The organism is Diplocloster agilis, assembly GCF_019042275.1.
Taxonomy (GTDB): Bacteria; Bacillota; Clostridia; order Lachnospirales; family Lachnospiraceae; genus Diplocloster; species Diplocloster agilis.
In genome coordinates, this window is the sequence record NZ_JAHQCW010000056.1 from 21,820 (window position 1) to 32,651 (window position 10,832).

Below are 10,832 nucleotides of genomic sequence, written 5' to 3' on the forward strand. Positions count from 1 at the left end.
GCTTAATTATCTCCCTCTCCCACTAATCCAACCGGAAGCTGTACCGCCGCTATTTTTTTGTTTACGTTCCGAACACATTTTCGTAACATATGTTCGATCAATGATTCTTTTTTTGGGTCCCGGCACAAAGGCTGGAACCCTTAGTAGTGATTAGCTCTTAGTTATTTTTAGGGCATTGACTCGGATAACCCGCGGGCTACCATGGCGACAATATATCTTTCCGTCGTCCTCAAGCAACTTGAGGTATATGTGGACTGTGGATGCCACAATACCCAGATCCGCCGCGATCTCCCGCATCGATGGAGCGTAACCATTTTTGATGATGTAATCTACTATGTAGGCGTAAACCTTCTCTTTCAAAATGTTTCCTCCCTTCTCAACTCCTCGCTTATTATTCCATCTCGTTAAAATTAATAGTGTCCTCTACTGTGATACTTTGTACTACTCCCGACCTTCCAATCTCTATTGCATGTTTCTTACATATTCGCATAGTTTTCCTTTTCTTTTTACCATCTGGAAAATGGAGTATAGATTCCATCTCAAAATCCATGCGATTCCAACATCCCTTACACTCACAAAAGCCCACCAATCCTTTTATTCCCATGTTTCATCATCCTTCCTTAAAAAATCTCCGTTTAGCGCACTATTGTGCGCCGATATTTATGCCACAAATACCTTTTTGCCTAGCACCTGTAGCAAGGTTGCAAAGGTATCAACCGGCATATCCCGGCCAGCCTCCCAGTATTGTATCGATCGCCTGGAGACTCCGGCGGCTTCGGCCAACGCTGTCTGGGACATACCCTTTCCTTCCCGGGCCTTTCGGATCTCATCCGCCGCCCATCCGATCTCCGTCATACTCATCCCTCCAAATCTCCGCTTATACAGACAAAAACAATTCCGTATGCTTATCTTTTATTCCAAATTCCAAATTTCCTCCATCCGTAAAAACTACCTCTACGCTTTCTTGATTATATCTAACACTGCGTATTATTAGCCATTCCTCTTTCGCTTTTTTATATCCCATTCTTTTATGTACCCAGCATACAGGTATCCCAATAAAATCTTTTAAATCCTCTGCCTTTATTTCCATTTTCTTCTCCCCTTCAAATCTCCGTTTAGTGAACTACTGTTCGCCAATAGTAAACGATATTCCCAGCGCTTTAAGAACCTTGTCAGCGCTCTCTAAGTTCATATGCTTAGTTCCTTTTTCCCAATAATTTATGGCTCTTTTAGTAACCCCGGCAGCATCTGCCAACTTTTGTTGTGAAATCCCCTGTTTCCTTCGCTCTGCTTTTACAATTTCTCCTAAATTCATGCTTGACAACTCCTTTCTTGCATGTAATACTATATGTGGGTGTGGAACGTACGTTCACCACTCTATGTTGTAGGGAGGATTCAAATATTATGAGAAAGGAGGAAATTTATGGGACGTACAATGCGGATTCGGGTTACTTCAACCGCACGGCCTACCAGCAATGGTAACGTGCAAGTACGTACTTCGGTGAGTAATGGACATTCGACCAAAACTTCAACCAAAACTATCCGGGTAAGATAGGTGTAGGCGTGGGCTACTTTCAGACGGTAATCTGGTAAGTAGCCTTTTTCGTCCCATTTTCCTCCTTTATCATTCGCTAAATTTCAGTTTTGCGGAGGTAGTCCGACCACATGGCCGCTTTCTATTTCCTCCGTAGTCACCAAATCTCTTTTATCAACCGGACAATTCTGGATATGTTTAAACACACAATCTGTACACACTCCATTGCATTGCTCCAACATCATTTCTTTTTCAAACTCTGTACAAATAATTAGCACCTAATCACCTCCAAATCCTAATTAATCACGTTCCAACCGTAAAGTGATATAATGTCCATCACCATCTATTCTCACAATACTGTAATCTTCAAGATTACCATTAGCATTTATTTTGATAATATCTCCCAGATGATAGTATTGTTTATAGGTATCTAATCTCACAAAATGCTCCTCAAAAACCTTATCTGGAATGAAAATCAAGATACCCTCATACTTGATGGATGTATACCCATGTGGTACAGAATAATATGGCGCAATTTCAAATTCCGTACCAACTTCATTAATCATCAATTCGTTTATGGATAATTCATTTGTCATTACCCACTTTTCACCTTCATTTCCGTACATAAAACACCTTCTTTCTTACCTAAACCCTAATTTAATATGAATAAGCCAGCATATAATCACTTATCCGTTTCTCTGCTACGCCAAAATATTTTTTATCTTTTTCAAAACCTATAAAATTTCGATAAGTTTCCATACAAGCTATTGCAGTTGTTCCGCTCCCGATGCAATTATCTAGCACAAGATCATCCTCATTCGTGTATGTCTTGATCAGGTATTTAAAAAGCTCAACAGGCTTTTGCGTTGGATGGAGTGATTTTTGTTTCATTAACCCGTTTGATACGGTGATAATACTTTTTGGATACCGTTCTGTACTATCATAATTCGCGCCGTTTTCCTGCGCCCCGTAACATCCCATACCGACTTCATCCCTGGTTACTATTTGCCCTTTTGATACTTTTCTCGCATGACCCATTGTCTTTATTGGGTTATATACAGGCGGTTTCTTATAAAAAACAAGTATATTCTCATGATATTTCATTGGCATTTTCTTAGCATTTAAATGGCCGGAAGGTTGTGTTTTTTCATAAATCCACTCGTACCTAAACATTAAAAGATTGCTATTTACTAATAAGCTTGTAAATGGTTGTGTACCGAAAAGGACTATCGCACCATTATCCTTTATGACCCTTTTATATTCCCTCCATAGTGGATCAAAAGGAATCACAACATCCCATCTACATTGTGTCGATCCATATGGTAGATCGCAAAGTATCATATCTATGGATCCGTCGTCTATTTTTTTCATGCCCTCCAGGCAATCTTCGTTATAAATTTTATTTATTTCTAACATTCCGACCTGTAGTAACTTTATATTATTACTCACTTTGGCATCACCCCAGGAAAGCTTTCAAAACCTATTTGATCGTCAACATAAGATAACATTTCGTCTTTTGCCCGTCTATAAAACTCCTTTGATATTTCAAAACCATAGCTATTCCGGTTCAATTCCATACACGCACGGAGTGTTGTACCACTTCCCGCGCATGGATCGATAACCACGTCTCCTTCGTCTGTAAAGATTTCGATCAGCCGTTTAAGAAGCGTTACTGGTTTCTGTGCCGGATGAATCTTAGGATAATTTTTTGTACTGTCACGTTTCCACTCAAACCAGTTGAAAATCATCTTCCCATTATTCCGAAATTTCGGAAGTTTTTCTCTGTATAGCACAAGGGCATATTCAGTTGCTCCACATATTCTCATGTTTGCCTTCAGTACCTGAGGGCTATAGTTCTTACAGAATATCAATGGAATATTATGCTTAAATCCATACTTTTCAGCATATTGTATTACCATCGGCATCTGTTCAAAAGAACAAAAAACAATCATACATGGTGCATCTGATGATTTCCCCCTTCCATTGCTCTTCTTAGGTTCTTTTTTTAGTAGTCGGTTGCAAAAGTGGAAATACTCGGCAATATTGAAGTTGAAATCTGTATTAAATGCTGCCTTTCCTGCCAGATTACTTTCTCCATTTTTATTGTCGCCGCCTTTATACCACATAGGGTTACTTCCGTAAAAATTATTACCTATATTGTATGGAATATCTGCAATGACAAGTTGCGCTTTTGGTATTCCATACCGTTTAAAATTTTGAAAATTATCGTTGTATAATTCTGTTTTCATTTTTCGAAAGGAGCCAGGATCCTGTTACGGTGGCCACCGCTCCGGCCTCCTTTCTTACTTAAATATTGGTTTTATTCACAAACTAACCGTTCAAATTCGATCACCCAGACCCAGGGATTCGCATCCCATCCGTACAGCGGCAGGTCCTTCTTTTTTACGGTGTTGTTCCAAATTTTTATAAATTCATCTTTGTTCCCTGCACACTCTGGCACTGGAGTCATGCATGTACACCTTGCCCCTTCCAGATATGCCTCTTGCGGTGTGATATCCTGCAACGGCTCTACCCGCACCTCCGTCACCCGCAGGAATAACCGGGCTGCTTCCTTCGGCATGTGGATAGATGGATGCCATTTCAATCCATCCGCTTTTCTGTGTAGGGCCGTTCCTCCGGTAATCACTGGTATTTGGACTTCTTCCCCATCAGCACGATAAAAATATTTGCCGTATTGGTGATAGTAATTCCGCCACCATGTTTCCCGTACATACAGGATATCTCCAGGGCGATACGGCGGTTTAGGTTCTATGTAAGCCCGTAACCTGTGCCATGATCCACCATCTTGTTTTTGACCATATGTTTCCCCTTCTATATCTTTTTGGATCTCTATAAGCCGGCTTCCGTATTTGTCGGTCTTCATTTTCAGTTCCGTATTGCTGTATTTTTTCTTGACTACGCGTCGTGTTGATGTTTTTTGATCGTCCAAGGTTGCCCGAACCATGTCCGTGTTAAACAGGATAGGTTTGGCAATCTGCAACAGATCCGATCTTTTCATTGGCTTTCCTCCTTAAATCATTGTTTAGCAAGCATTCCGAGCATCTGCGCATTATTGTTCTTGCTGATTATTTTTCTTATCGATTCTTCCGGGAAAGCGATCTTAAGCATCTTTTCACCGATCCGATCCGTGATCCGGTCATCATACTCAAGATTTTCAAACGGGATATTGCTCGTCAGGATTGTTACCCTGTTATTGATATATCGCTCGTTTAAAACCTGGAAGAATTTACTATTAATCCATGCCGTCAGTTGCTCCATCCCAAAATCATCAATTATCAATACCTCCGCGGTGGAAAGCGCATCCAGTAACCTGCTTTCGCTCTTCTTTTCTTTATCGTCCCAGGTGTTTTTAATTTCCTGAATAATGTTCAAGGATGTCGAAAATTTAACCTGTACCCCTTTTTCCCGCATGAGATAATTTGCGATGCTTGCCGCCATCCGGGTCTTACCGGATCCTTTCGCATTTGACCACATATATAGCCCTATTCCGCGTCCCTGCATTTGGGAAAAATTATCCAGATACGTCTTAATGACCTGACAAGCACCTTTAATTTTGTCGCGGCTCTCCGGTATTTGGTAAATATCGGTTCGGAATGTTTTGAGATCCATCTCCCGGAATGCCTCCGGCAGAGCTGCGAATCTTAAGCGCCGGTCCATGATTGTCTTATCCCTGCACTTACACGGTGTCACGGAATTTGTTTTTTTATCCAGTATCCAGGTTGTTCCTTGGCAATCAGGGCAAACGTCAGAATCCTTCGAATCCGTCTCCGGTGACTCCTGCGGCGATTGCCTGTGAGACAAGGTCGTCCGGATCTGGTTCAGGGTCCGGTCCAGTTCTGTTTCCATCGGTCATTCCTCCTTTCAAGAAATCTTCAAACGGAAGAGCATCACTCAAAAATGTGCTACCGTGCTTTATATACTTCTGCTCCGTCCGGTTTCGCTTGCATTCAGCAGCATATTTCTCAGCAGCTTCGAAAAGCTGGGCCTCTGAAAAACCGTCTCTCAATCGGGCCTGGTACTTTTTGTAGCAGTTTCCCTTCTCGACTTTTCTCGGATACACTCGCCAGAATTCTGCGAAACCGGGGGAATATATATTCTCTTTCTTACATTCTTTAGTTCTTTCTTTCTTGTTTGTGGTCACTTGCTGGTCATCTGCTGGTCGTTTGCTGGTCATTTGTTGTCCGCCTTGCTGGTCATTTTTTTGATACATGTTCCAGTTAAGTATTGTAATTAGGCTATTTTTGTTGCTTGTCTGCTGGTCAATCTGCTGGTCATTTTTGAACGCACTTAAAATCCTTTTTACCTTACTTTCGTTCACGGATAGATCAGATGCTATTTTCATTCTTCCCGTTATAAGCTGCCCAGGCTTCAATACTATTTTATGTCCTCTAAAATTTGCCGGTATCTCATCGTGAGTAGCTTTCAAAAGTAGATATATCCATACAGCAAGGTAGTCCGCATCCTTGCATGCTACTGGGTTCTCTAAGGTTTTACGGTGCAGCTTGATCCATCCGTCCGACATTGCTGTTCACCTTCCAATTCTTGTCCCGCCTGCCACTCTCGATAGATTTCTATAAAATATTCCAATGGCATTGATGCCAACCATTCGCATCGATTTTTACGGTGCATAACGACCGGTAGTTCATTCTGGCAGGCATCATGTCTGGATTGTTCTATAGCATCGTATAAATTTAGCTTTTCGACTCGTTTACATTCAATATGGATTCCCGGAAGCCCTACTACATCGGCCGATCCGTCCGCCCCGCAGTATTGCTGTCCACGCCGGCTCTCATATCCATATCCGCGCAGGACCCCTGCAAGCTCCCGTTCCCCGCGCTTCCCTTTCTCTCTGCTGTCCATCTGCCCTCCTTTCCCCCGCCGGCAGGTAATTACCGACGGGATGAACAATGGCATACAATAGTTACGTTCGTGATATATAATCCTCTTTGGGGAGGTGTCATAAGTAAGATTTCCGGAACTCCTTCCGGAATTGTTCCCGGCTGCCTATATGATCCTCGTAGTAGCCCTGGGCCAGCCGTTTGAACCTCAGGTCCAATTCCCGATTTTGGTGGACTCCGTAGGATGATAGGTTATGCCAGTCCGGCCGGAGTGGGACGAGAAAACCGTATCGCTCCGATACTTTTCTGTCCGGTCCGCCAAAAACATGGTGTATGGCTATTGTGTTGCTGCCGGTTATGTAGCAGTGCTCCAGATCATCGGTCAGGACGCTATACAGCTTTTTCATGGTTCGCCTCGTATTTCTGACCCCAGGATGCTTTAATTTGATCAAGTTCATCCGGCGTCATGGTCTCGATATCCAGTGCCTTGCACTCAGAGATGATTCCATCTATAAGCCGAGCCATCTCCTTTGTGTCATAGGTACTCGAGCCGAAGAAACACTGTAGCTGGATCCCTGTCATGCTGCCTACTGTAATCTCGCCCAATTCCCGGACAACTCTCCACTCCGCCTTGACCCGCGCAACCACCTGAGGCTGTACGACGATATGTGTAAATACTCCATACCGGTCAAGCATCTGGATATAAAGATCGTCTTTGTTTGTGTGCAGTATCTCCGCCATTTTTTCGAGTAAAACCCACATGTACGCGTTGGCATCCAGGCTGCGGCGGTTCCGGTATTTAACCGCAGTCACCTTGAGCTTCCCGACGTTTTTGATCTTTTCGTATTCTGTCAGGGCCTTCCTTGTTTCATTGACAGCAAAAGTGACTTTGACTTTTCCGCTTCCGTATTCCTGGGAGATACTTTCAATTTTTCCTGTAAATTCCATGTACATCACCTACTTAAAAGGCATTTCTTGATCCACAGATTCAGGTATGGAAGGATCAATAGTTGTTCCTGATGGTAGTACCGTGGGATAAAACTTAAATCTCTCCAAAGCATCTTTAAACTGTAAATCATTCATTTCTTCTAGTTTTTTGAGATTGTAATTACCCAGAACAATATTGATACTTATACCCGTTCGTTTGCTCTCATTTTTTATAGTATTCATTTGAGCTTCATCAACGAGAGGTATTTCCTTATTTTTATTTCCATCGTTGACTTTTTGCTTATTCTGTCCATCTGCGTCTTTTTGGTCATCCAGACAGAACAGTCCGTTCAGCGCATATTTCCTAGCATAACTACTTGCGCTCCCGGTTAACTGTGCATCATCCATTTTTGGCCGTGATGCAGTTTCCCGAGCATATGCTACATTTTCAACCGATTCTCCATTCTCGCAGTCAATCAAGCGTGCGGTAGCTTTAACATAGTACCTATCACCGATCAGGAAAAGATCATCCCCAACCAAAAGGACACATTTCTGCGCTGACAGAAGTGGTTTAGCAGCTTCCTGGATGTCTTCGCAGCTTCGGTAATTAAAATCACCAAATCTGTTATATTGGCTTTTTGGTGCTTTTAAGTCTTGCTGGATATGTAAAAGCTTTTCATATATAGACACTTCTATCCCCCCTATTTGATTGTCAGGTGATCTCCCCTGGGTTCCAGGTGTGCCCAGGGTAAATCCTGTTTTGCCAAAGCTTTCCTGATTGCATCATTATCCGTTTTAGGCGGCTGCGGAATTAAAAACTCTTCCGGTATCTGTGATACGTCTGGAACATCTAATTTAAGCGGCTGCTTACCGCCGTTTCCGACGATTGCAAAGCTAAATAACTGCGTCCTAAATTTAGTTTTCCCGGTTTCTTTCATCGTTTCATACAGCCGGCGCCTCATTCGGTCAATATTGCTCTCCAGCGTTTCCCGGCGACGTTTTAAACGATCCTCCTCTTTTTTTAACGCCTCCATATCGGCTGACAAAAGTTGCATGATTTTTGCATAACTGTCAGCCTTCTCCTCAATCTCTCCCTCGATCCCCTCGAGAGTATCCAGCACCGTCTGTTCGTCTACTTCCTCGTCATACAGCATATTCATAAGGGCTTCGTGCTCTTCTTTTAGTTCATACAGCGTACTCATATTCATCATCAGTTATTCTCCCTTCGTATGTTCTCAGGTTTACAGCCTGGCGTTTTATGCTTCGATGGATTCGTTCTGCCTCTTGGCACTCTTCGCATGTCCGGCCTTCTCCCGGATCTAAGCTACATCCGCAAATATCACATGTATATCTCATAATTGACAATCCCTTTCTGACACTTTATAATAAGGGCATAAGCATATGATATTTAGCTTTGCCCCGGATCCCTATGGAGCCCCCCTCCTACGGGATCCATTTTCTTGTGCAGCTTCTACCAGTTCCATGACTTCCTGGTGCTCCGCTACCATGCCGTACGGATATTGCTCTGTCATTGTCATCACCCCCATAGCCAGCGGTCGCAGGAGGACAGTTCATTCCTGATTATCCCGGCCTCCCGGCTAAGCAAGACATGATATCGACCTGCAATGATGTGTAAGGTTCTGTTGTTTCGGCTATAACTGATCTTCATGGTGTTTTTCCTCCTATCCTTTTACGCCGGTAATCACCCGGACGTATATTGTCTGCCTTCCGTACTCGATACACTCCGCATAGTCCTGTATGTACAAATCAATGATCCTGCCCCGGATCAGCCGGCCGGTGTCCTGGGCCTCGTAGATCCCCATCCACTCCCCGTCCTCGCCCCAGATCATCACCGCGCTTCCCAGCGGGATCACGTCGGGATCTACCGCTATCGTGACGCCCTCTCGCGGCCATTTGCCGGATGCGGTGGGATACCCGGTCCATGTGTAGGCTGTGGACTCAAACGCCTCTGTATCCGGCGGCTGCAGGTCTTGTCCGGCGTTTGCCCGGATGGCGGCGGCCAAAATGACGATCAGGAAGATTGCGATTATAATGCCCCATCTTGTCTTATGCATTGTTTCATCTCCTTATTTTTTACTTGATATTGCTCCTCGAACGACTTATACTTTTTATATTAAATAGTAAAGAAGGATTGTAATGATATATTTCACTAAAGAAAATATAACTTTTGTTCTTGCAGTTATCGGGTCTATTGGCACTATTTCCGGATGGTTATATACTTACTTAACAACGAGAAAAAATATTGTTATCCGTACAATTGCTTACAATGCGGTTCAAAATCAGGCGTTATTTTATCTATCATTCGAAAATAAATCACGCTTGTCTATCTCTATTACATCATTATCTCTTAAGATTAATGGAGTCTATTATCCTTCCAGGATCATTCCGCAAAGAGTGAAATCTTCTCAATATAAAAGAGGCAATGAGATTTTGAATGCTCACGACGACTTTAGTATTACTTTTCCCATTGTAATTTCCCCTCTGGGAGCTACTTCTGGATATGTTCTTTTTGTATTTCCTCCAGGCGTAAGCATACCTGATACCAAAGATCTGATGCTTCAAATATCTTCCAACCGGGGCGGGGCAATTGAAACGATACTGTCACTAAGTCAATTACCGGATACTCTGCTATGATATACTCAAAATTGCTAGACTTTTTTATTGATCTAGTATTTATTGACTCATTTTCGTTTTTTTCTACAGTAACCATTTCCCAGTCATCAGCTATCAGGTCATCCGCTGTAGGATTCCAGCATCTACAACGGCTGACCTCTTTTCCGTCTAAAATAAGTCTCACTGTACAACAGTCCATATCATTCGTAGGAGTAATCACACATCCTTTGTCTGTGTTGCCCCATTCTTTCCGGTAAATACTTTTTCCTGTCTCTTCTGATAATTTCACAGCTTCGTGTATATACATTGTTTTTCCTTTCTCTCTCATTTCCTTTTAAATTTATTTCTTAATCCGTATCACCCGGCGTGACAAAACTTCTGCCTCTCAAACTCTCTGATATTGATATTTCTTATCTACTCGCCTATACTGTACTTACAGACGTTGCAGCGCCGAGTACAAAAGAGAGGAGATTATTATATTGACGGTACCTGATGCAATCGAATTGTTTAAAAATGAAATGAATAATGAGATTTTTCATTCCAGTGCGGACAACTCTCTGCAAGATTCCCTCTTAAAGGCCGTTGACGATGTCGCTACCATCGTTATGCAGACCTACGAAGCAGAAAAAAAGCAGAAATGACTATTGCTATTCCAGAAACGACTATGCTTGCTCTTGTAAGTGTGGTCGTTTTCTCTACCTTTTCGTCGATGAGCCTATTCGTTCGATTCCAATACCATTCATCCTGGTCACGAACAAATTGCTCATATGCATATCTTCTATTGCGTTCTTGCTGCATTCCTTTTGCCCTTCCTTTCAATTTTCCTCATGATCCGGATCATCTGGCGTGAAAAAACACCTGCCTCCCAAACTCTCCGG

The 10,832-nt window shown here is 42.7% G+C and carries 18 protein-coding genes and 1 pseudogene; 2 read left to right on the plus strand and 17 right to left on the minus strand.

Annotated features, from left to right (window positions below; translation table 11 throughout):
• Window positions 1-150: 150 nt before the first annotated feature.
• The 16 genes from KTH89_RS22625 to KTH89_RS22700 all read right to left on the minus strand — a co-directional run bounded on the left by KTH89_RS22625 (window position 151) and on the right by KTH89_RS22700 (window position 9,395).
• On the minus strand, window positions 151-360 hold the full coding sequence (locus KTH89_RS22625; RefSeq protein WP_238723218.1) for a LexA family protein: 210 nt from the start codon (window positions 358-360) through the stop codon (window positions 151-153).
• Between the two features lie 300 nt (window positions 361-660).
• The gene (locus KTH89_RS22630; RefSeq protein ID WP_238723220.1) at window positions 661-855 is read right to left on the minus strand and encodes a helix-turn-helix transcriptional regulator; all 195 of its coding nucleotides are present in this window, start codon (window positions 853-855) and stop codon (window positions 661-663) included.
• Between the two features lie 22 nt (window positions 856-877).
• A complete protein-coding gene (locus tag KTH89_RS22635; RefSeq protein WP_238723222.1) occupies window positions 878-1,090 on the minus strand; it encodes a hypothetical protein in 213 nt (70 codons plus the stop codon).
• Window positions 1,091-1,123: 33 nt separating this feature from the next.
• On the minus strand, window positions 1,124-1,315 hold the full coding sequence (locus KTH89_RS22640) for a helix-turn-helix domain-containing protein (protein WP_158345725.1): 192 nt from the start codon (window positions 1,313-1,315) through the stop codon (window positions 1,124-1,126).
• Between the two features lie 518 nt (window positions 1,316-1,833).
• Window positions 1,834-2,160, minus strand: coding sequence for a hypothetical protein (locus KTH89_RS22645; RefSeq protein ID WP_238723223.1), 327 nt, complete (start codon window positions 2,158-2,160; stop codon window positions 1,834-1,836).
• A gap of 31 nt (window positions 2,161-2,191) precedes the next feature.
• Window positions 2,192-2,905 (minus strand): DNA-methyltransferase, encoded by a 714-nt coding sequence (locus tag KTH89_RS22650; RefSeq protein ID WP_238723225.1) that lies wholly within the window; start codon window positions 2,903-2,905, stop codon window positions 2,192-2,194.
• 74 nt (window positions 2,906-2,979) lie between these two features.
• A complete protein-coding gene (locus tag KTH89_RS22655; protein ID WP_238723226.1) occupies window positions 2,980-3,783 on the minus strand; it encodes a DNA-methyltransferase in 804 nt (267 codons plus the stop codon).
• A 71-nt stretch (window positions 3,784-3,854) separates the two neighbouring features.
• Entirely contained in the window at window positions 3,855-4,553 is a 699-nt protein-coding gene (locus KTH89_RS22660) for a hypothetical protein (RefSeq protein ID WP_238723227.1), read from the minus strand.
• Window positions 4,554-4,570: 17 nt separating this feature from the next.
• Window positions 4,571-5,401, minus strand: a complete 831-nt coding sequence (locus tag KTH89_RS22665) for an ATP-binding protein (protein WP_238723228.1) — start codon at window positions 5,399-5,401, stop codon at window positions 4,571-4,573.
• Window positions 5,301-6,077 (minus strand): hypothetical protein, encoded by a 777-nt coding sequence (locus KTH89_RS22670; RefSeq protein WP_158348111.1) that lies wholly within the window; start codon window positions 6,075-6,077, stop codon window positions 5,301-5,303. The genes KTH89_RS22665 and KTH89_RS22670 overlap by 101 nt, the downstream gene beginning before the upstream one ends.
• Window positions 6,038-6,415, minus strand: a complete 378-nt coding sequence (locus KTH89_RS22675; RefSeq protein WP_238723229.1) for a PDDEXK family nuclease — start codon at window positions 6,413-6,415, stop codon at window positions 6,038-6,040. The genes KTH89_RS22670 and KTH89_RS22675 overlap by 40 nt, the downstream gene beginning before the upstream one ends.
• A gap of 97 nt (window positions 6,416-6,512) precedes the next feature.
• A complete protein-coding gene (locus tag KTH89_RS22680) occupies window positions 6,513-6,800 on the minus strand; it encodes a phosphoenolpyruvate carboxykinase (protein ID WP_158348109.1) in 288 nt (95 codons plus the stop codon).
• Complete coding sequence (locus tag KTH89_RS22685) at window positions 6,784-7,341, minus strand: hypothetical protein (RefSeq protein WP_158348107.1); 558 nt, start codon at window positions 7,339-7,341, stop codon at window positions 6,784-6,786. The genes KTH89_RS22680 and KTH89_RS22685 overlap by 17 nt, the downstream gene beginning before the upstream one ends.
• A 9-nt stretch (window positions 7,342-7,350) precedes the next feature.
• A complete protein-coding gene (locus tag KTH89_RS22690; RefSeq protein ID WP_158348105.1) occupies window positions 7,351-8,010 on the minus strand; it encodes an ERF family protein in 660 nt (219 codons plus the stop codon).
• An 11-nt stretch (window positions 8,011-8,021) separates the two neighbouring features.
• Entirely contained in the window at window positions 8,022-8,531 is a 510-nt protein-coding gene (locus tag KTH89_RS22695; RefSeq protein WP_238723230.1) for a siphovirus Gp157 family protein, read from the minus strand.
• 471 nt (window positions 8,532-9,002) lie between these two features.
• Window positions 9,003-9,395 (minus strand): 3D domain-containing protein, encoded by a 393-nt coding sequence (locus KTH89_RS22700; protein ID WP_238723231.1) that lies wholly within the window; start codon window positions 9,393-9,395, stop codon window positions 9,003-9,005.
• Window positions 9,396-9,477: 82 nt separating this feature from the next.
• Between KTH89_RS22700 and KTH89_RS22705 the strand changes: the two genes are divergently transcribed.
• The gene (locus KTH89_RS22705; protein WP_238723232.1) at window positions 9,478-9,975 is read left to right on the plus strand and encodes a hypothetical protein; all 498 of its coding nucleotides are present in this window, start codon (window positions 9,478-9,480) and stop codon (window positions 9,973-9,975) included.
• Between the two features lie 82 nt (window positions 9,976-10,057).
• Here KTH89_RS22705 and KTH89_RS25265 read toward each other — a convergent pair.
• A pseudogene (locus KTH89_RS25265) lies at window positions 10,058-10,282 on the minus strand (Thoeris anti-defense Tad2 family protein); the annotation flags it as partial.
• Window positions 10,283-10,433: 151 nt separating this feature from the next.
• On the opposite strand from KTH89_RS25265, the gene KTH89_RS22710 reads away from it, so the two are divergent.
• A complete protein-coding gene (locus tag KTH89_RS22710) occupies window positions 10,434-10,595 on the plus strand; it encodes a hypothetical protein (protein WP_238723233.1) in 162 nt (53 codons plus the stop codon).
• The last annotated feature ends 237 nt before the right edge of the window (window positions 10,596-10,832 follow it).

Coding starts and splice junctions, on each gene's coding strand:
- KTH89_RS22660 (WP_238723227.1), bottom strand. CDS start 4,553: ATGAAAAGATCGGATCTGTTGCAGATTGCCAAACCTATCCTGTTTAAC.
- KTH89_RS22645 (WP_238723223.1), bottom strand. CDS start 2,160: ATGTACGGAAATGAAGGTGAAAAGTGGGTAATGACAAATGAATTATCC.
- KTH89_RS22675 (WP_238723229.1), bottom strand. CDS start 6,415: ATGGACAGCAGAGAGAAAGGGAAGCGCGGGGAACGGGAGCTTGCAGGG.
- KTH89_RS22630 (WP_238723220.1), bottom strand. CDS start 855: ATGACGGAGATCGGATGGGCGGCGGATGAGATCCGAAAGGCCCGGGAA.
- KTH89_RS22670 (WP_158348111.1), bottom strand. CDS start 6,077: ATGTCGGACGGATGGATCAAGCTGCACCGTAAAACCTTAGAGAACCCA.
- KTH89_RS22695 (WP_238723230.1), bottom strand. CDS start 8,531: ATGATGAATATGAGTACGCTGTATGAACTAAAAGAAGAGCACGAAGCC.
- KTH89_RS22680 (WP_158348109.1), bottom strand. CDS start 6,800: ATGAAAAAGCTGTATAGCGTCCTGACCGATGATCTGGAGCACTGCTAC.
- KTH89_RS22640 (WP_158345725.1), bottom strand. CDS start 1,315: ATGAATTTAGGAGAAATTGTAAAAGCAGAGCGAAGGAAACAGGGGATT.
- KTH89_RS22685 (WP_158348107.1), bottom strand. CDS start 7,341: ATGGAATTTACAGGAAAAATTGAAAGTATCTCCCAGGAATACGGAAGC.
- KTH89_RS22655 (WP_238723226.1), bottom strand. CDS start 3,783: ATGAAAACAGAATTATACAACGATAATTTTCAAAATTTTAAACGGTAT.
- KTH89_RS22700 (WP_238723231.1), bottom strand. CDS start 9,395: ATGCATAAGACAAGATGGGGCATTATAATCGCAATCTTCCTGATCGTC.
- KTH89_RS22635 (WP_238723222.1), bottom strand. CDS start 1,090: ATGGAAATAAAGGCAGAGGATTTAAAAGATTTTATTGGGATACCTGTA.
- KTH89_RS22650 (WP_238723225.1), bottom strand. CDS start 2,905: ATGAAAAAAATAGACGACGGATCCATAGATATGATACTTTGCGATCTA.
- KTH89_RS22665 (WP_238723228.1), bottom strand. CDS start 5,401: ATGGAAACAGAACTGGACCGGACCCTGAACCAGATCCGGACGACCTTG.
- KTH89_RS22705 (WP_238723232.1), top strand. CDS start 9,478: ATGATATATTTCACTAAAGAAAATATAACTTTTGTTCTTGCAGTTATC.